This window comes from Pseudophaeobacter sp. 1A09344 (genome assembly GCF_041008745.1).
GTDB classification, from domain to species: Bacteria; Pseudomonadota; Alphaproteobacteria; order Rhodobacterales; family Rhodobacteraceae; genus Phycobacter; species Phycobacter gallaeciensis_A.
The window spans coordinates 59,953-79,168 of sequence record NZ_JAXGFS010000016.1; the positions used below are offsets into that span (position 1 = coordinate 59,953).

The following is a 19,216-nucleotide window of genomic DNA, read 5'->3' on the forward strand; positions in this document are numbered from 1 at the left end:
CGCCTTTGCCTGCTGTCCGCTCCTTACTGGAGTAGGCTGTAAAAGTACAATTTATCTTTGCCCGAACGGGGTGTTTCCGGCCTTAAAGCGCCCGGGATTGCAGCCCCCCGGGCCCGGATCGCCCACTTCTGCTCAGGACAGCATCGCTTCATGCACCGCGATAGCTTCTTCCAGATCGTCGAAATACTGCATCCGGCCATGTTCCAGCACAACGCCGGCATCACAGAACTTACGCACCTGCCCCATCGAGTGGTTGACCATGATGGCGCTGGAGTGCTGCAGCCGGTCGGCAAAGACCTTGCGGCTCTTGCGCCGGAAAGACCGGTCCCCCACCGAGGTCACCTCGTCCACCAGATATGTGTCAAAGTGAATCCCCATAGAGGCCCCGAAGGTCAGCCGGGATCGCATCCCCGAGGAATAGCTGCGCATCGGCATGTGGTAGAATTTGCCCAGTTCAGCAAAATCCTCGACAAAGGCGACCAGATCTTCGGTATCCACCCCGTAGATACGGGCGATGAAACGAACGTTCTCGGCGCCGGTCAGATCCCGGTGAAAGGAGGCCCCCAGCCCCACCGGCCAGGACATGGTGCCATCGGACACCACCCGCCCGTGATCTGGGCGCATGGTGCCGGCGATGATCTGCAGCAGAGTGGATTTGCCCGCCCCGTTGCGCCCCAGAAGCGCCAGGGAACGCCCCGTGGGCAGGGTGAGGGTGAGATTGTCGATGACAATCTTGCGCTCGCCCCGCAGCCAGAAGCTCTTGGTCAGGTTTTCAAAGCGGATCATGCTCTTGTGCTCCCCGACCCGCCTCAGCTGCGATCCCGGATCGAATAGTAGATCAGCGCCAGGACCGACCAGATCAGAAGCAGGAACAGCCCCACTAACCCCGCCAGCATAGGGCGGTCGGGATATTCAGATTCCTGGGCCCGGGTCGGCTTGATATAAGTGGCCAGATAGCGGCTTTGCCGAGTGGCCTCGTCGCGAGCGACCTCCAGCGCGGTGAGCGCCGCCCGGTAGGTTTCCTCGGCATATTGCAGATCCACCGTGAGACGTTCGAATTCCGAAATCAGCGAGGGGTAATCCTCTCCCACGGCGCCGGTATCGGTATTGGTCGAGGCAAAGGTCTGCCGCTCGATATCAATACGATCACGGATCACGTCGATATGCTGCTGCGCCTTTTTCAGACGCGGGTCCCCCTCCCCCACGGTGCCGCGCAACAGGTCGTATTCGATCAGCGCCGCAGCCAATTGCTGCTGTAGATTGTTCATCACCCCCATGCGGCCCTGGATATCCGCCGCCGGATCCACGATCCGGGTGCGGGTGCGGAATTGGGTCAGCGCCTCACGCGCGCCTTTCAACCGCTCCAGCGCCTCGTCCAGATCCTCGCGGGCATAGCGCATGGCATCCTCGCGCGCCTGCTCGTTCAGCGCATTTATGCGGGTCTGGCTTACAGAGACGATGGAGCGGGTAATGGCCTGGGCGGTTTCGGGATCAAAGGCCGCCGCCTGCACCTCGATCAACCCCGAACCGCTGTCATAGGAAATGCCTACGATGCGCTGCCAGTACCAGATCATCTGTTCCAGCGTGGCATCGGGCCAGAGCGAAAACACCCAGTCGTCGGGCCAGTATTGGCTGTAATGGGGCCGCAACGGCACTGCCTTGTCCACCGATTCCACCATTTCCTGGCTCTGGATGAATTCATAAAGGATATCGCTGTCCGAAGCGGTGGTATTACCGGCAAAGTTGGCCAGGCCACCCAGGATATCGGTGGCGCCGCCGCTCTCCTGGCTGCGCACGGTGAAACCAGCGGTGGAGATATACTGATCCTCGGCCACGGCCCAGAGGTAGAAGACCGCTGCGGCCAGCGGTGCCAGCACCATCAGCACGAAGCTGGCGATCAGCCCCCAGTGGCGGCGGCGCATATGCGCCGGGCGCGCCATGGGATAGGCCGGTGTCTCGGCTACCTGCCGCTGCGCCGCCTCAAGCGCGGCTTCGGCGGCTTTGACCTTCTGGCGCAGCTTCTTGAGCTTCTTACGCCCCCCACCGCCACCGCGCCTGTTTCCCGGCGAGTCCTCCTGACTGGCAGTGTCCTCCTGCACTTGAGGGAGATGTTCGATGTTACCGGTTGCCTCTTCGGCTGTAGCAACGCCTTTGCCCACCTGCCCGCTCTGCAGCTTCTTCACTCGACGCTCCTGTGCCATGATCCGCCTGTCCAGCTTTTCGCCGTTTGAATTTGACTTTTGTTTCTTTCATAGTATCGCCTGCCGACAGGCTATTCACAACACAGATATTCATGGCAGATCCTATGACCTCTCAGCCCCCGACAGCCGCGCCGCGGATCGCCCCGGCGCAGCGCCCCCGGGGGCGTTCTCACCGCTTTGCCAGCCTGCGAACCATCGCGGCGCTGGTGCTGCGGGAAATGTCGACCCGCTACGGGCGCACCCCAGGTGGCTATATCTGGAGCATTCTGGAACCCCTGGCCGCCATCCTGTTTCTCAGCATCGGCTTCTCCCTGGTGCTCCGCACCCCGTCTCTCGGCACCAGTTTCTTGCTGTTCTATGCAACGGGTTTTTTACCCTTCAACCTCTATCAGACCATCAGCGGCACCACCGCCCGGGCGCTCAACTTCTCCAAGCCCCTGCTGAAATACCCGGCTGTCACCTGGATCGACGCCATTCTGGCCCGCTTCATCCTCAACAGCCTGACTGGCCTGCTTATCTCGTTCATTCTGATCGGCAGCGTGCTGCTGATCGCAGACAGCCGCGCCGTGGTCGATATGGGACCCACACTGGAAGCTCTGGGGCTGGCCATGTTGCTCGGGCTAGGCGTGGGTACGGTGAATTGCGTGTTGTTGGGGCTTTACCCCCTGTGGGACGTGGCCTGGTCGATCATCACCCGACCGCTGTTCCTGGCATCCGGCATCCTTTATGTGTTTGAGGATCTTCCTCCCGTGGCGCAAGATGTTCTATGGTACAATCCGCTACTGCACATCACCGGGCTAATGCGCAGCGGGTTTTACCCCACTTATACGGCCTCATTTGTCAGCGTGATTTATGTTCTGCTTATCAGCATGATCCTGCTGGTGCTCGGTCTGATCCTGATGGGACGCTATCACCGGGTCATCCTGAATCGCTGATCCGCAACCGAACCTTGCGCGCAGTTTGCGCTCCCGCCCTACCTCTTTGTGCGGGCCATCTCCAGCACCTCGGCATGGGGCACATCGGTGCGCCGCCTGAGCCCGTCCAGCACCGCACGGCTCATAAGCCGCAGAAAGGCGCGCCGTTCGCCCTGATGTGCGCGCACCTTTGAAAGCCATTTAGGCAAGATCACCAGCATCACAGGCCAGAACCAGATCCCCGCCGCCATCCGGTACAGAAGAAGCAGGTTGCGGTGATAGTAATAGACCTTCCACAGGGGGATGAAACGGCCGCGCTGTGCCTGCTCTTCCCCCGCCTTGGGCACAAAGGTCGTCAGATCGTGCTCGAACCGCACGCCGGGTTCAAATCCGATACGGCCGCCCGATTTGGTCAGCCCCAGAGTATAAAGCCCGTCATCGCCATATATGAAAAGATCGGGATCGGGATAGCCGATGCGCCGCACCGCATCCGCCGAAATGAAGAAGCCCACGAAGGAGGTCACGTCGATCTGCATCCCCTCGCCTTCGTAATCGGCAGGCTGCACGTGAAAGCCCGAACGCCCGCCACCAAAGAGCGTGCGCAGAAATTCGCGGCTGTGCCAGAAGGGATTGCGCGAGGGGCGGTTCATCTCGCAGATGCCACCGGTGGGGAAATAGACCGCCGCAGCCACCCCATCCCAGGCGCGCGCCGGATCGTCATGGGCGGGCAGGGCGTGAAACGCCGCCAAAGCGCCCGGTGCCGGGCGGCCATCGTCATCCATCACCACCAGCCAGTCGGGCGCGTGTGCCTCCATCGCGCGGCGCATGCCACGCTCAAAGCCGCCTGCCCCGCCGCGGTTGGTCTCGCTCACCTGAATATCCAGCCGCGGATCCTGCAATGTCGCCAGCCAGTCGCGCGTGCCATCGGTCGAGGCATTGTCCACCACCACCAGCGCCGCCAGCTCTTCGGCCGGGCTTTGCAGCAGCCGGGCAATGGTGTCTTTCAGCTTGGCGAGACGGTTGTAGGTCACCACCACCGCTACCAGGCGGCGGGGGGACGGGCTGGGATCTGTCTGTGCGCTCACGAAAATCTGCTCCCCGGCCTGTTCTGATCGTCTGTGTCATCGTCTTTGCGTTGTGGGAGCGCAAAACTCATAAATCCGGCCTCATGTCAAACCCCAAGGGGTACCCGCGCCGCGCCCTGCCCTGCAGAAGGATGCAGGATAGGGTTTGACAGGACCGCTGGAAGCCGCCACCAAGCATGTCATGCGCACTGCTCTTGTCACCGGATCGGCCGGCTTCATCGGCTATCACCTTGCGGCCCGCCTGCTGGCGGCGGGCTGGCAAGTCGTCGGGCTGGATTGCCTATCGCCCTATTACGATGTCGCCCTGAAGGAGCGCCGGCACGCGATGCTGGCGGAGACCCCGGCCTTCACCCCGGTGATCGGCAAGCTGGAAGACCCCGGGCGCCTGATGGAACTCTTTGCCCGGCACCGCCCCGATGCTGTCATTCACCTGGCCGCCCAGGCCGGGGTGCGCCATTCCATCGATGCGCCGCGCGATTACCTTGAGGCCAACCTGATCGGCACCTTCGAACTTCTGGAGGCCGCCCGCGCCCATCCGCCTGCGCATCTGCTGATGGCCTCCACCTCCTCAGTCTATGGCGCCAACACGGAAATGCCCTTTGACGAGCGGCAAAAGGCGGACACGCCGATGTCCTTTTATGCCGCCACCAAGAAAGCGGGCGAGGCGATAGGCCATTCCTATGCGCATCTTTACGCGCTGCCGATCACCATGTTCCGGTTTTTCACCGTCTATGGCCCCTGGGGCCGGCCCGACATGGCGCTGTTCAAATTCACCAAGGCGATGCTCGCCGGGGAGCCCATCGAGGTCTACAACCACGGCCGCATGAGCCGCGATTTCACCTATATCGACGATCTGGTGACGGGCATCACCGGGCTGATCGAGGCGGTGCCAGGTGACACGCCGGTGGGACCGCAGGACAGCCTCAGCCCCGTTGCGCCCTTCCGGGTCGTGAATATCGGCGCCAGCCAACCCACCCCGCTGATGGACTTTATCGCCGCCCTGGAAGAGGCGCTGGGACAGCCCGCGCAGAAGATCCTGAAGGAGATGCAGGCCGGCGACGTGCCCGCGACATGGGCCGACACATCGCTGCTCACCGCCCTCACGGGGTACCGGGCAGAGGTCGATGTCAGGACCGGCGTTGCCCGTTTCGTGGATTGGTACCGGGGTTATTACAGCGCCTGATGCCGTAACCCGGTGACATCGGCAGGAGCCGTCAAATGTTTCGCGCGCGAAACATTTGAGCACGGGCGCCCCCAGCCCCATTGCGCCCGGCCTGTGCTTTCTTCAAAGTTGCAGAACGACATAGCATCAGAACAGGGGACACCCCATGCGTATTGCGATGATTGGCACTGGCTACGTGGGACTGGTGTCCGGCGTCTGTTTCTCCGATTTCGGCCATGACGTGATCTGCGTCGACAAGGACGCCGCCAAGATCGCCCGGCTGAAAGCGGGCGAGGTGCCGATCTACGAGCCGGGCCTGGATACGCTGATGGAAAAGAACGTCGCCGCCGGGCGGCTGGAGTTCAGCGACGATCTGGCCGCCGCCGTGGATGGCGCCGAGGCAGTGTTTATCGCCGTCGGCACCCCGACCCGGCGCGGCGATGGCCATGCGGATCTGACCTATGTGATGGCCGCCGCCGAAGAGATCGCCGCGGCGCTGACCGGCTATGCGGTGGTGGTGACCAAATCCACCGTGCCGGTGGGCACCAACCGGCAGGTGCAGGAGGTGATCGCCCGCGCCAATCCGGAAGCGGATTTCGATGTGGCCTCCAATCCCGAATTCCTGCGCGAAGGCGCGGCGATCGAAGATTTCATGAAGCCCGACCGGGTGGTGGTCGGCGTCGAAAGCGCCCACGCCGCCGAGGTCATGAGCGAGATCTACCGCCCCCTTTACCTGCGCGATTTTCCGATCCTGACCACCGATCTGGAGAGCGCCGAGATGATCAAATACGCCGCCAATGCCTTTCTGGCGACCAAGATCACCTTCATGAATGAAATCGCCGGGCTTTGCGAAAAGGTGGGCGCCGATGTCAAAGAGGTCTCGCGCGGGGTCGGTCTGGACGGGCGGATCGGCAACAAGTTCCTGCATGCCGGCCCCGGCTATGGCGGCTCCTGTTTCCCGAAAGACACCGCCGCGCTGGCGCGCATCGGCCAGGACCATTCCTTTCCGATGCGGATCACCGAGACGGTGATGCGGGTCAATGACGAGGTGAAGGCGCGCATGGTGGAAAAGCTGCGCGATGCCTGCGGGGGCTCTTTCAACGGCAAGACGGTGACAGTGCTGGGTGTCACCTTCAAACCCAATACCGACGACATGCGCGAGGCCCCCAGCCTGACCATCGTGCCCGCCATGGTGGGCGGCGGCGCCCATGTGCGGGTGATCGACCCGCAGGGCCGCGCCGAGGGTGAAGCCCTGCTGCCCGGCGTCGACTGGCTCGAGGACCCCTATGAGGCGGCAGAGGGCGCCGATCTGGTGGTGCTCCTGACCGAATGGAACGAGTTCCGCGCGCTTGATCTGAAAGCCCTGGCCGCCAGGATGGCCTATCCGCGGATGGCGGATCTGCGCAATGTCTATTCCGCCCGGGCCGCCGAACGGGCCGGATTCTCCCAGTATATCGCGGTGGGCCGCTGAGCCGACCTCCGCTTCCAACAGGTCCCAAATGTTTCGCGCGCGAAACATTTGGACACGCTGCAGAGTCTACAAAAAGACCCTAAACCGAGGTTTAGGGTCGAATTCGTTCTGATTGTGGCCTTGGTTTTAGCGGTGCTTCAGCCAGTCCTGCAGCGCCGCCATCAGCTCTGCATCGACAGCATCGCCGGTCAGCTCAATCCGGTTCTGGCCAGGCGTGAAGCCCAGCCGCACACCTGCCACAGCCTGAACCGAGATCCGCTCGGATCCCTCGGCACCGGGGATGCGCACACGCGGGCGGGCAGGGGCCTCGGGCGTCGCAGTTTGCGTCTCTAAAGCCGCACTTAGAGACGTATCGGCCTCAGATCCGCCCTGAGTCTCGGCCAGAACCCGGTTCAGGATCTCCAGCTCCTCCACGGCGCTGTCGCGCGGGGCGGCCTGCAGGGCAGCACGCAGGCGCTCTGCAAAACCTTCGTCCTCGCCCATGGCGCGCACCAGTGACAGGCCCAGCTTCTCGCTGATGGCGGTCGGATAGAACAGCACTGCATCCAGCTCCTCGACCAGGGTCACGAAGCTGCGGATCTTGGAGCGTTTGGCGCGGGGTACATTAGCAAAGAGACTCTGAAGTGCCTTTTTCAGAGTCGGAAACACCTCTTCCTTCATCGCCCGCACCGCGATCCGCGCGCGTTCGTAATGGGAGAGGTTCACCCGGATTTCGTTTTCTTCGACCATGGCGATATAGGCATCCTGCGCCGTCTCCGGGCGGATGATCAGCGCCTTCACCGTGGCGTATTTCGGGTCTGATGTCTCGGCATAGAGCCTACGCAGGGCGCCAAGGCGACGCCAGCCCGAGATCAGGCCATGGCTGCGCCCATCGGGGCGGGGTTCCAGCGGCACCAGTTCGACCGGGGTCTGCTGGCCACGGGCGCGCAGGGATTCGACGAGGGCATCCATTTCCTCGGCGTCCTGTTCGATCCGGTCGCGCACCAGATGGGTTTCGTCGATGGCCGACAGCGGCACCTCTTCGATCATCAGCCCCTTGCTGCGGGCGTTTTCCAGCACGTCGGACAATTCCTGCAAGGCCGCTTGCGAGGCGGTTTCCGACGCCACCTGTGCGATCGGCGCCGCCCCCATGGCCATCGGACCGCCAAGGGCGGATTTGCTTTCCGGGGCCCCGGAAAGATAGCTGCTCTGTGCCGGCATCAACCGTTTGCGTTTTGCCATCTGCCTGTCTCCTTTGGGCGCGCAGTCTGCGCAATCATCCCTGCCGGGGCCTTACTCGGCCGCGCTCTGCATCTGCACTTCGGCGCGGCGCCAGCAGCCGATCAGCAGCCGTTTGAAGGCGGCGTAGGTTTCGTCAAATGTTTCGCGACCGCGCGCATAGGTCTCGCGGTTGAAGTCGCGGTAATCGGCCTCGTAGATGCCAGAGACCTGTTCGCCGGCCTGACCGATCAGCGCGGTGTAATCCTGTTTATGCGGAGAAAGCACCGGCCCCATATAGGCCTGCATCAGCCCGGCCAGCTCGCCCTGCTGGGCGCTGTCGTAGCGGGTGATGACAGCGCGCACCGCATCCCATTCAAAGCCCATCTCGGGCCGACCCAGGGCGCGGGCGGCGAGGTTCTCGCCCTCCTCGATACTGGCAAAGGTGGAATGCAGCATGTCAAAGAACCGCCCCGTCGAGTCGAATTCGAGGAAGGACGCACCCATGGGCACCAGCAGGATATCGGCAGCCGACAGCCCGTTGATGGTGAGATAGCCAAGAGCGGGGGGCGTATCGATGAAGATCACATCGTACTGGTCCAGCACCCCGTCGGCCTCCAGCCGGTCGGTGAGCGCGTCCCACAGCTTCCAGGAGCGCGCCGCCATGCGCCAGACCGGGATCTGGAATTCGGCCCAGTAGAGGTTCAGCTGGGCGCCGATGAGATCGATATTGGGCCAGTGGGTGCTCTGGATCACATCCGCTGCCGTCATGTCCATCGCCGCGGTCAGCGCATCGTCCATCGGCTGGGGCGCCTCGCCCCGGTCCAGACGCCGCTGGTTCTCGCTGCGCAGGTGCTCTCCATAATGGCGCGCCAAGAGCGGAAAGGCGGTCTGCCATTCATCCTCGACCCGGCCGCCAAAGATCGAGGTCATCGAGCCCTGGCTATCGAGATCAATGACCAGCACCTTGTAGCCATCCAGCGCCGCCGACATCGCCAGATGCGCCGCGGTGGAGGTCTTGCCGACGCCGCCCTTGAAGTTGGCCACGGCGACCATCTTGGCTGGCAGGCCCTTGGGGCGGTAGGGGATGTAATCCTTGGCCTTGGATCCTTGCGCCGCGAAATGCGCCCGCAGGACCAGCACCTCGTCGAGGGTGAACCACTTGGCGCCGCCCTCGGTTTCCGAGCGCCCCTGCGGCAGCTCCGGGTTGGCCTTCAGCACCCGGCGAAAATGGGCCTGGGCGACGGGGATCAGGTAGCGGGTGATTTCCCAGGTGGAGAACAGGCGCAGGGTTTTGCGCCCTTCCTCATCCAATCCCCGGCTGGCCAGATCGGCCCGGCCCCGGGCGCAGCCTTCGGCGATTCCGGCAAAGCCTGCCGTGCTGGTGGGCGCCTCCAGCTCGGCCAGGGCCGCGTCGGGATCAATGTTGAAATAGGGGGGCAGGGCGCTGTCTTTTCGCCCGGTTTCTTTCCTGTGGATATCTCGTGCCATGGATTGCTGCCGGTTTCTTTGCTGCTGCGCTGCGCCCTTCTGGAAAGAGTACAGCCCTCTTGGGTGAAACGCCTGATGTGCGCTCTTTTTGGCAAGATAGCAGAAAACAGCGCACATGGAAGAAATATGCGCACCTCTTTTGCTTTTTCTAAGCAAATCCGTCTGTTGCAGCGGGGGAAAGCCGTGGTTTTGGAGGCGTTGGGCCAGGCTGAAAATTTTTCTGCCCTGTTATTTATGAGTTATATAATAGTTACGGGAAGAAGCCCGGTGCTGCAAAGCCCTTTTTTCATTGGCGATTGGGCGTGTTTTTCTGGAAGCAGTGACTCTGAAACCCCGTTCATATGACTCCGAACCCCCGATGTTCCGATTCCGGAACCCCGTTGCGGCGGCATGTGGATAACTTTAGGGTGGGCGTAATCAAAACCACGAAAAACGAGTCACCCCGGAGGGCGCAATGATCGCCCTGAAAACCGGGGGGCCAGGCAGAGCGACAGGGCAGGGATCATGGCAGCTGCGGGCACAGCAGGCGGAACGGGTATGCAGGCTCCCGTGGCGCAGATATCGGAGCAGGGGGCGTTCTTCCTCTGCGATATTTTCGATGCGATCCCCAAGAACGACCTCGCCTCGATGGAGCATCCGCTGTTCTCGCTGGGCACCCGGCCGGACCGGCGCATTCTCAACTATGAACACAACGGCGCCGAGATCACCGTGACCCCCAGCGTCAAGGGGCTGGCGACGATCCACGACAAGGACATCCTGATCTTCTGCATCAGCCAGCTGATGGCGGCGCTGAACGCCGGGCGGCAGGTCAGCCGCACATTGCATCTGAAGGCGCATGATCTGCTGGTGGCGACCAACCGGGAGACCTCGGGCGATGCCTACCGGCGGCTGCGCGAATCCTTTGAACGGCTGGCGGGCACCCGCATCACCACCAATATCGTTACCGGCGGCCAAGAGGTCACCTCGGGTTTTGGCCTGATCGAAAGCTGGGAGATCGTGCGCAAGGCCCGGGGCGGGCGCATGGTCAACGTTGCCGTCACCCTCAGCGAATGGCTGTTTCGGGCGGTGCTGTCGAAATCGGTGCTGACCCTCAGCCGCGATTACTTCCGCCTGCGCAAACCGCTGGAGCGGCGCATCTACGAGCTGACCCGCAAGCATTGCGGCCGTCAGGAAGGCTGGACCATCTCGGTAGACACCTTGCTGAAGAAATCCGGATCGGCCAGCCCGCGCCGGGTGTTCCGCAAGATGATCCGCGACATGATCGCGGCGCAGCCTTTGCCGGATTACGCGATGGAAGAGCTGCCGGGCGATCTGATCCGGTTCAGCCAGAAACACGCGGTGGTCGCCCCGGCGTCCGGTATGGGGATGGGCGCCGCGCCGGTGCTGAAGCCGGAGACGCTGGAGCGCGCCCGCAGCCTGATGCCCGGCGCCGATGTCTATGCGCTGGAGGCCGAGTGGCGCGCCATGTGGCAACGTTCGGGCAGCCCGCGCCTGCGCCAGGCGGATGGGGCTTTCCTCGGCTGGGTGAAAAAACGCGCCCGAGAGGCCTGAAACAGTCTCTAAAGAGCTTAAAGTCGTCTCTAAACCAGCCCTCAGAAGAGAGGGCTAGTCCCGTCATTTGTCATGGCAGATACCTTCAAATGTTTCGCGCGCGAAACATTTGCTCAGATCCGGATCCGCTTTTCTTCAGGCACCAGCGCGTTGATCTGCGCGATATGTTCCGGCAGGCAGCGGGTCAGGAAATCGTAGGTCTCCACCACATGGGCGCGGGCATTGGGGCCAAGATGGGCATAAGATCCTGGGTTGGCCACCACATCCACCACCTGCGCCGCCAGCGCATCGGGGTCGAAGAAATCCACCAGCATGCCGGTTTCCCCATGGGTGACGGCCTCGCGCACCGGCGCCACATCGGCGGCCACCACCGTGGCCTGCATCGACATCGCCTCCAGCAGCGACCAGCTGAGCACGAAGGGCATGGTAAGATAGATATGGCAGCGGCTGATACGGATGATGTCGCAGAGGGCATCATAGGGGACGCGGCCGAGGAAATGCACCCGGCTCCAGTCGATTTGGCCTTGCAGCTCATCCTCCATCTCACCGCGCAGGCCCTCCGGGTGTTTGCTTTCGGCGCCATAGGAGGTCTCATTGCCGCCGATCATCAGGACGCGGGCGTTGGGGCGCTCCTTCAGGATCTTCGGTAGGGCGCGCATCATGATGTGAAAACCGCGGGCGCGCTCCATGTTGCGGGCGACATAGGTGATCACCTCGTCGTCCCGGGTTAGCGGGCGATCCAGCCGCCCCAGCGAAATCGAGGCCTCGGGGTCGGGGTGCAGCCGGTCGGTGCGGATGCCGTCGTGGCAGACGTACATGCGGTCATGGAAGCTTTTGGGGAAGCGGTCGCGCTGCCAGTAGGTGGGGGTATGGCCGAGATCGACGGTGTGGATATTGGTATAGGGCACCGTGTTGCGGGCCTGGGCAAAAAAGCCGGCCTGGTCGTTGGGGGGATTTTCCGGGTCGAACCCCACCAGCCCGCCGGAAGTGCGGTAGAAATATTCGAAGAAGCCGATCATCGGCACCTCGGGCCAGACCTCTTTCAGGAAGGTCAGCTCACCCCAGCCGGTGTGACCGATGATGATATCGGGGCTCCAGCCGCGGGCGTCTTTCAACTGCCGCGCCGCCAGTGCTGCGCCGATACCGGTGCCGGCGGCGGCCTCCCAGTCCTTGGACAGCCCATAGGCGTCCTTGGCGGGCTGATGATGCGCCTTGTAGGTCACCGTGGTGACGCCGGGCAGCTGGATGTCACTGCGCTGGGTCAGGAAATAGATCTCGTGACCCTCGGGCTGCGCTGCCAGCCAGGTGATCAATTCCCGGTACTGGCCGGGCATGTTCTGATGGACAAAGAGAAATTTCATGGGCGATTTTGACACCGTCTTAGGAATGTTTTTTGCATGCTTGCCCTGCGGGGGCGGCTGGCGCAACCGGATTGCGGCTGAGCGCCCCGGTTCTGTCGTCTCCGTGTCATGAGGTGGTCATGGGCTGGTCATGGGGTTGCCGGTTTTACAGAGCAGAAGGGGCAGGCCCTCCGCGCTGCGGTTGCGGAGGCAGAGCTGAAGGCTGGCTTGATCACTGGCCTGATGACTGGCGCGGGGGCGCCGGAGCGGCTAGGACTGCGGCAGGAAAAGATCATCCAGATCGGGACGGACAGGATGCAGATCGAAGAGACAGGCATGCCGGGACTGAAGGTCCTGACACCGCAGCGGTTCGGGGATGCCCGCGGCTTTTTCAGCGAAAGCTGGAACCGGCAGCGGATGGCAGACCACGGGCTGGATTTCGATTTCGTGCAGGATAATCATTCGCTGTCCGCGCAGGTGGGCACCCTGCGGGGGCTGCATTTCCAGGCGCCGCCCCATGCCCAGGACAAGCTGGTGCGCTGTGGGCGCGGGGCGCTTTTTGATGTGGCGGTGGATATCCGCAAGGGCTCGCCCAGCTATGGCAAATGGTTCGGGATCGAGTTGAGCGCGGAAAACGGCAAGCAGCTCCTGGTGCCCAAGGGCTTCCTGCACGGCTTCATCACCCGGGTGCCCGAGACCGAGATCATCTACAAATGCACGGATTACTACGCGCCCGAGTGTGATGGCGCCGTGGCCTGGGACAGCTGCGGTATCGACTGGGGCTTTAAGGGCACGCCGGTCCTGTCGGATAAGGACGCCGCCGCCGGCGCGCTGGCAGATTTCGACAGCCCGTTTGTCTGGGAAGGATAACCCATGAAGATACTCGTGACCGGCGGCGCCGGATTTATCGGCTCTGCCGTGGTGCGCCTGGCGATTGCCCGGGGCCATCAGGTGGTGAACCTTGATGCGCTGACCTATGCCGCCTGTCTTGAGAATGTGGCCGGGGTGGCAGAGAGCCCGGATTACGCTTTTGAACATGCCGACATCCGCGACCGCGCCGCGCTCGACCGGGTCTTTGCCGCGCATGAGCCCGATGCGGTGATGCATCTGGCCGCCGAAAGCCATGTGGACCGCTCGATCGACGGGCCGGGCGATTTCATCGAGACCAATATCACCGGCACCTTCAACATGCTGGAGGCAGCGCGCAAATACTGGATCGAAAATGACCGCCCCGAGGGCTTCCGCTTCCATCACATCTCTACCGATGAGGTCTATGGCTCGCTGCCCAATGACCCCGAGGTGATGTTCACCGAAGACACCGCCTATGATCCGCGCTCGCCCTATTCGGCGTCCAAGGCCAGCTCTGACCATCTGGTCCGCGCCTGGTCCGAGACCTACGGGCTGCCGGTGGTGCTGACCAATTGTTCCAACAACTACGGCCCCTATCATTTCCCGGAGAAACTCATCCCGGTGGTGATCCTCAACGCGCTGGCCGGAAAAGCCCTGACGATCTATGGCGATGGCTCCAACATCCGCGACTGGCTTTACGTGGAAGATCACGCTGATGCGCTGTTGCTGGTGTTGCAGAAGGGCGCGCTGGGGCGGTCTTATAATATCGGCGGCGAGAATGAGCGTAGCAATCTGGAACTGGTGCAGACGCTTTGCGCGATCCTTGATGAGAAACATCCGCGCGGTGATGGTAAGTCCTATGCCGATCAGATCACCTTTGTTACCGACCGACCGGGTCATGACGCGCGCTATGCCATCGATCCTTCCCGTATCCGGGACGAGCTGGGCTGGCGCCCCTCGGTGACGGTGGAGGAAGGTCTGGCAAAGACCGTGCAATGGTATCTGGATAACGAGGCCTGGTGGCGCGCTCTGCAGGACCGTCACGGCGTTGGCCAGCGGCTGGGGACTGGCGAATGATGGCCCGGGGTGCGTATAGCAGACCGGGCAACGCCCGCCCCGCCCCCATGGGCGGGCGTTTCACGCCCACCCCGGTGCGGGCGCTGCCCTTGGTTTGGGGGAAGAGGACATGATCCTTGTCTTCGGAGAAACCGGCCAGCTGGCCCGCGAACTGGCGGCCTTTGACGGCGTCACCTGTCTGGGGCGGGATCAGGCGGATCTCTCCGATCCCGATGCCTGCGGGGAGGTCCTCCGCGCCCGGGCGCCTGCGGTGGTGATCAATGCCGCCGCCTATACCGCCGTCGATCGCGCCGAAGGGGAAGAAGAGCTGGCCACGGTGATCAACGGCGTTGCCCCCGCCGCCATGGCCCGCGCCTGCGCTGATCTGGGGATTCCCTTTGTCACCGTTTCCACCGATTACGTCTTTGACGGCAGCGGCGATATCCCCTGGAGCCCCGAGGATACGACCGGTCCCCTTGGCGCCTATGGTCGCAGCAAACTGGTCGGCGAAGAAGCGGTACGCGCGGCGGGAGGCACATATGCCATCCTGCGCACCTCCTGGGTGGTCTCGGCCCATGGCAACAATTTCATCAAGACCATGCTGCGCCTTGGCAAGGAACGCGACCGCCTGACCATCGTGGCGGATCAGATCGGCGCCCCGACCCCGGCGCGCGCCATCGCGGCGGCCTGCATGACGATCGCCGGGCAACTGGCCGAGGATCCGGGCAAGAGCGGCACCTATCATTTTGCAGGTACACCGGACACCAGCTGGGCCGGGTTCGCCCGCGAGATCTTTGCCCGCGCGGGCCTTTCGTGCGAAGTGGTGGATATCCCCTCCAGCGAGTATCCGACTCCGGCAAGGCGGCCGTTGAACTCTAGGCTCGATTGCGCCTTGTTAGAGACTGTTTTTGGCATCACCCGCCCCGACTGGCGGGCGGGCCTTGATGATATTCTGAAAGATCTGGGGGAGAGTGCATGACGGCACGCAGCACCACGCGCAAGGGCATCATTCTGGCGGGGGGCTCGGGCACCCGGCTGTATCCGATCACCATGGGGGTATCGAAACAGCTTTTGCCGATCTACGACAAGCCGATGATCTATTACCCGCTGTCGGTGCTGCTGCTGGCAGGCATCCGCGAGATCTGCATCATCACCACGCCGCAGGATCAGGAGCAGTTCCAGCGCACCCTTGGTGACGGCAGCCAATGGGGTGTTTCGCTGACCTATGTGGTGCAGCCGTCGCCCGATGGTCTGGCGCAGGCCTATATCCTGGCCGAGGATTTCCTTGATGGCGCGCCCTCGGCGCTGGTGCTGGGCGACAATATTTTCTTCGGCCATGGTCTGCCGAGCCTGCTGGCGGCAGCAGATGAACAGGCCAGCGGCGGCACCGTCTTTGGCTATCACGTGGCAGACCCCGAACGCTATGGCGTGGTGGATTTCGATGACCAGGGCACCGCCCGGGAGATTATCGAAAAGCCCGAGGTGCCACCGTCGAATTATGCGGTAACCGGGCTTTATTTCCTTGATGGCTCTGCGCCCACCCGCGCGCGACAGGTCCAGCCTTCGCCGCGCGGCGAATTGGAGATCACCGACCTTCTGCAGATGTATCTGGACGAAGGCAGCCTGCGGGTGGAAACCATGGGCCGCGGCTATGCCTGGCTTGATACCGGCACCCATGGCTCGCTTCTGGATGCGGGCAATTTCGTGCGCACCCTGACCAAACGCCAGGGGCTGCAGACCGGCTGCCTTGAGGAAATCGCCTATGAGCAGGGCTGGATTGACGACCAGCAGCTGCAGGCCCGCGCCGATCTGTTCAAGAAGAACGACTACGGCACTTACCTGGAGCGGCTGCTGGACTGACGCGCGTTACAGCACGCCGGCCCGGCTGAAGACGCCGAAGAAGTTGCCGATGAGATTGGAGACGGTCAGCGCATCGTTGATCGGGGATTCGGTGGCGATGACCAGATCGCCGGGGTTGATCTCGAACTTACGGGCGGAAAACAGCCCGTCCGCGGTGGTCAGATCCAGGGTGAAGACCACGCGGTTGTGGCGCGGGCCGCGCTGACCGGGCGCCACCGCCGAGGCTGGGTATTCACGCAGGACCAGCAGCCCTTCGGGATCGGCCTTGCTGTCCTGAAAGCCCCCCGAGACCGAGATCGCGTCCATCGCCGACATCTCGTCCTTGGTGAAGATATGCAGATCCTCGGTGCCGGTGGCGCCGAAGGACAGGAAATAGCGTTCGTCCTCTTCCACGAAGACCCGGTCACCGCCGCGCAGGAGCGTATCAAGGCGCGGATTGTTCAGCAGGTTCTGCACCGAGGTGCCGTAGATATTGCTGCCCCGCACCAGGCGGATCTGCGGGTTGTTGAGGTTGGAGGAAATACCGCCCCCGGCCGAGATCAGCCCCATCACCGTATAGTTGCGGTCCGGCATCGGGTAGGTGCCAGGCCGGGCAACGCCGGAGACCAGATCGACCGAGTTGCCGCGCCCTTCGGCCATGTCCAGCTGCAGCTGCGCCGAAGGCACGATGGCTTCCAGCTCTTCCTGCAGTTTTTCCCGCGCCAGATCCGGGGTCAGCCCCAGCACGTTCACATTGCCCACATAGGGCATAAAGACTGAGCCGTTCGAGGCCACCCGCACGTCCTGCAGCTGCACCATCTTCTGCTCGTGCGAGGTCAGCAGGGAATTGTCGCTGCTGTCCCAGATTCGGAGCGTCAGCGTATCGCCGGACTGAATGATCTGGGTCTTGGCGCCCTGGCTGGCCCGGATCCAGCCCAAAAGCTCTTTCTGGCCGGTTTCCGGCCATTGCCCCACCGTCGGCAGGAAGGCGCGAGTGACCTGATAAAGCGCAAAATCGGCATCCGGTTCACTGGACTGGGCCAGGATTTCCTCGCTGACGGGGGCGCCGCTTGGCAGGCGGCCACAGGCCGCCGACAAAAAAACGAGGCTGACGGCGGCGAGCAGTGAAATGAAAGAGCGCATGAGGTCCCTGTCCGGAAACGGCTTGATTTCTGATCCGGTTTCGGACCTGTGGTTATTATTCGAGCAAGATACTGGGCCTGTGCCATGCGTCAACAACAAGCGTCAACACCTATGGAGGCAGAATCGGGGGCGGATCCCGCCGCCCTGGCCATTCTGGTGCTCGGCGCCGCAGGGCGGATCGGCGGGGTGTTGCGCCGGGACTGGCCGGCTTTGCTGCCGGGCCGCGATCTGCGCTGGCAGGCGCGCCGTTCCCCGGCCAATCCTGCCATAGATGACGCCTGGCATATCCTTGCGCCGCTGGAAGATCCCGCGACTCTGGTGCGGGCCGCCGAGGGCGTCGATACGATCCTCTGCCTCGCTGGCGTCACCCCGGGCCACGGCGGCGATCTCGATGACAATGCCCGCCTTGCCGAAGCTTCTATCAGGGCGGCGCAGGCAAGTACCCGGGTCAGTGACAGAAAGACGCGGGTGTTGCTGGCCTCTTCGGCGGCGGTCTACGGCAATCAGCCTGGAACCTTGCCCGAAGAGGCGCCACTGCATCCGGCCACCCCCTATGGCGCCGCCAAGGCCGAGATGGAGGCGCAGGCCCTCAGGCTGGGGGCAGAGGTCGGGGTTGCGGTCACCGCCCTCAGGATCGGCAATATCGCGGGGCTCGATGCCATTCTCGGCGGCTGGCGCCCCGGGTTTCAGCTGGACCGTTTCGCCGATGGCACGACGCCCCGGCGCAGCTATATCGGGGTGCGGATGCTGGCGCAGTTGCTGGCGGCGCTGGTGCAGCACCGGGGTCTGCCTGAGGTGGTGAACGTGGCTCAGCCCAGCCCAGTTGCCATGGGCGATCTGCTGCGCGCGGCAAGGCTGGATTTCAGCTTGCGCCCGGCGCCCGATAGCGCCATCCCCGAGGTTGCGCTGGAGGTGACCCGGCTGGCCGGGTTGCTGCCGCCGGATGTGCCGCTGCCCCCTGCCGATCCGGCGCAGCTGGTGGCCGAATGGGCCGCGCTGAGGGACGAAAGCTGAGACATGACCTGGGACAAACGCCTTTTCGATCTTTTCTTTGCCACGCTGCTGATCGTGATTCTGGGGCCGATTCTGCTGTTGCTGCTGCTCTGGCTGCTGCTGAAGGAAGGGCGACCGCTGTTTTATGTGGCAGAGCGGATGAAAACGCCGGACCAGCCCTTTGATCTCTGGAAGCTCCGCACCATGACCGTGGTGGCCGAGGACGCGGGCGTCTCCGGCGGCGACAAGGCTGCGCGCATCACCCGCACCGGCGCCTGGCTGCGGCGCAAGCGGCTGGATGAATTTCCCCAGCTCTGGAACATCCTCAAGGGCGATCTCAGCTTTGTCGGGCCGCGCCCGCCGCTGCGCCAATATGTGGAGGCCCATCCCGAAGTCTATGAAAAGGTGCTGAAAAGCCGTCCCGGTGTTACCGGGCTTGCGTCGATCACTTATCACAAGCACGAGGCGGCGCTGCTGGAACGCTGCAACAGCCCCGAGGAAACCGATGCGGTCTATTCCCGCACCTGCGTGCCCGCCAAGGCGCGGCTCGATCTGATTTATCAGCGCCACCGCAACATGTGCTATGATTTCGACCTGGTGTTCCAGACCATCGGCAATATCTTCCGCCGCGGTTAGGGCAGATGATGCGCCGACCAGCCTTAGAAAGGTCGCCATTGTGGTTCGCTCATGTTTTTGTGAAAACGTGCATTGTTTACAATAACGGGAAAAATTCTTGATGCGAAAAAAAGTGACGAAGGCGATTTTCCCTGTGGCGGGTCTGGGCACACGGTTTTTGCCTGCGACCAAATCGGTGCCCAAGGAAATCATGACGCTGGTGGATCGCCCTCTGGTGCAATATGCCATCGACGAGGCTCGCGAGGCGGGGATCAAGGAATTCATCTTCGTGACCTCGCGTGGCAAGGG

Annotated in this window: 19 protein-coding genes; 12 read left to right on the forward strand and 7 right to left on the reverse strand. The window is 62.9% G+C overall.

The features are described from left to right. Window positions 1-132: 132 nt before the first annotated feature. A complete protein-coding gene (locus tag SM765_RS20780; protein WP_274838589.1) occupies window positions 133-786 on the reverse strand; it encodes an ABC transporter ATP-binding protein in 654 nt (217 codons plus the stop codon). A 23-nt stretch (window positions 787-809) separates the two neighbouring features. Continuing rightward, window positions 810-2,183, reverse strand: coding sequence for a KpsE/RkpR family capsule polysaccharide export protein (locus SM765_RS20785; RefSeq protein WP_368981821.1), 1,374 nt, complete (start codon window positions 2,181-2,183; stop codon window positions 810-812). A 110-nt stretch (window positions 2,184-2,293) separates the two neighbouring features. Here SM765_RS20785 and SM765_RS20790 point away from each other — a divergent pair, with 110 nt between their 5' ends. Continuing rightward, on the forward strand, window positions 2,294-3,136 hold the full coding sequence (locus SM765_RS20790) for an ABC transporter permease (RefSeq protein WP_368981822.1): 843 nt from the start codon (window positions 2,294-2,296) through the stop codon (window positions 3,134-3,136). A 38-nt stretch (window positions 3,137-3,174) separates the two neighbouring features. Here SM765_RS20790 and SM765_RS20795 read toward each other — a convergent pair whose 3' ends face one another. Beyond that, window positions 3,175-4,200, reverse strand: a complete 1,026-nt coding sequence (locus tag SM765_RS20795; protein ID WP_368981823.1) for a glycosyltransferase family 2 protein — start codon at window positions 4,198-4,200, stop codon at window positions 3,175-3,177. 181 nt (window positions 4,201-4,381) lie between these two features. On the opposite strand from SM765_RS20795, the gene SM765_RS20800 reads away from it, so the two are divergent. Both SM765_RS20800 and SM765_RS20805 read left to right on the forward strand, forming a co-directional pair. Continuing rightward, window positions 4,382-5,383 carry an NAD-dependent epimerase/dehydratase family protein gene (locus SM765_RS20800; protein ID WP_368981838.1) on the forward strand — a complete coding sequence of 334 codons (1,002 nt, stop codon included), beginning with the start codon at window positions 4,382-4,384 and terminating at the stop codon, window positions 5,381-5,383. 145 nt (window positions 5,384-5,528) lie between these two features. Next, on the forward strand, window positions 5,529-6,833 hold the full coding sequence (locus tag SM765_RS20805; RefSeq protein ID WP_368981824.1) for a UDP-glucose dehydrogenase family protein: 1,305 nt from the start codon (window positions 5,529-5,531) through the stop codon (window positions 6,831-6,833). Window positions 6,834-6,959: 126 nt separating this feature from the next. Here SM765_RS20805 and SM765_RS20810 read toward each other — a convergent pair whose 3' ends face one another. Both SM765_RS20810 and SM765_RS20815 read right to left on the reverse strand, forming a co-directional pair. Next, complete coding sequence (locus SM765_RS20810; RefSeq protein WP_368981825.1) at window positions 6,960-8,054, reverse strand: ParB/RepB/Spo0J family partition protein; 1,095 nt, start codon at window positions 8,052-8,054, stop codon at window positions 6,960-6,962. A 51-nt stretch (window positions 8,055-8,105) separates the two neighbouring features. After that, the gene (locus SM765_RS20815; protein ID WP_368981826.1) at window positions 8,106-9,521 is read right to left on the reverse strand and encodes an AAA family ATPase; all 1,416 of its coding nucleotides are present in this window, start codon (window positions 9,519-9,521) and stop codon (window positions 8,106-8,108) included. A 63-nt stretch (window positions 9,522-9,584) separates the two neighbouring features. Here SM765_RS20815 and SM765_RS20820 point away from each other — a divergent pair, with 63 nt between their 5' ends. Continuing rightward, window positions 9,585-9,866, forward strand: coding sequence for a hypothetical protein (locus SM765_RS20820; protein WP_368981827.1), 282 nt, complete (start codon window positions 9,585-9,587; stop codon window positions 9,864-9,866). A 192-nt stretch (window positions 9,867-10,058) separates the two neighbouring features. After that, on the forward strand, window positions 10,059-11,072 hold the full coding sequence (locus SM765_RS20825) for a replication initiator protein A (protein WP_368981828.1): 1,014 nt from the start codon (window positions 10,059-10,061) through the stop codon (window positions 11,070-11,072). 113 nt (window positions 11,073-11,185) lie between these two features. Here the strand turns inward: SM765_RS20825 and SM765_RS20830 are convergent, their stop codons facing one another. Beyond that, window positions 11,186-12,433, reverse strand: coding sequence for a glycosyltransferase family 4 protein (locus SM765_RS20830; protein ID WP_368981829.1), 1,248 nt, complete (start codon window positions 12,431-12,433; stop codon window positions 11,186-11,188). A 294-nt stretch (window positions 12,434-12,727) separates the two neighbouring features. Between SM765_RS20830 and rfbC the strand changes: the two genes are divergently transcribed. From rfbC to rfbA, 4 genes are all read left to right on the forward strand, one after another. Next, complete coding sequence (gene rfbC, locus SM765_RS20835; RefSeq protein WP_368981839.1) at window positions 12,728-13,282, forward strand: dTDP-4-dehydrorhamnose 3,5-epimerase; 555 nt, start codon at window positions 12,728-12,730, stop codon at window positions 13,280-13,282. Between the two features lie 3 nt (window positions 13,283-13,285). Then, a complete protein-coding gene (gene rfbB, locus SM765_RS20840) occupies window positions 13,286-14,338 on the forward strand; it encodes a dTDP-glucose 4,6-dehydratase (protein WP_368981830.1) in 1,053 nt (350 codons plus the stop codon). Between the two features lie 109 nt (window positions 14,339-14,447). Continuing rightward, a complete protein-coding gene (gene rfbD, locus SM765_RS20845; protein WP_368981831.1) occupies window positions 14,448-15,296 on the forward strand; it encodes a dTDP-4-dehydrorhamnose reductase in 849 nt (282 codons plus the stop codon). Next, on the forward strand, window positions 15,293-16,177 hold the full coding sequence (gene rfbA, locus SM765_RS20850; protein WP_368981832.1) for a glucose-1-phosphate thymidylyltransferase RfbA: 885 nt from the start codon (window positions 15,293-15,295) through the stop codon (window positions 16,175-16,177). Before rfbD ends, rfbA begins: the two co-directional genes overlap by 4 nt. 6 nt (window positions 16,178-16,183) lie before the next feature. Here the strand turns inward: rfbA and SM765_RS20855 are convergent, their stop codons facing one another. Beyond that, the gene (locus tag SM765_RS20855; RefSeq protein ID WP_368981833.1) at window positions 16,184-17,299 is read right to left on the reverse strand and encodes a polysaccharide biosynthesis/export family protein; all 1,116 of its coding nucleotides are present in this window, start codon (window positions 17,297-17,299) and stop codon (window positions 16,184-16,186) included. 111 nt (window positions 17,300-17,410) lie between these two features. On the opposite strand from SM765_RS20855, the gene SM765_RS20860 reads away from it, so the two are divergent. From SM765_RS20860 to SM765_RS20870, 3 genes are all read left to right on the forward strand, one after another. After that, the gene (locus SM765_RS20860) at window positions 17,411-18,313 is read left to right on the forward strand and encodes an NAD-dependent epimerase/dehydratase family protein (RefSeq protein WP_368981834.1); all 903 of its coding nucleotides are present in this window, start codon (window positions 17,411-17,413) and stop codon (window positions 18,311-18,313) included. A 3-nt stretch (window positions 18,314-18,316) separates the two neighbouring features. Continuing rightward, entirely contained in the window at window positions 18,317-18,928 is a 612-nt protein-coding gene (locus SM765_RS20865; protein ID WP_368981836.1) for a sugar transferase, read from the forward strand. A 100-nt stretch (window positions 18,929-19,028) separates the two neighbouring features. Continuing rightward, on the forward strand, window positions 19,029-19,216 hold a 188-nt coding region (locus tag SM765_RS20870), incomplete at its 3' end, for a sugar phosphate nucleotidyltransferase (protein WP_368981837.1).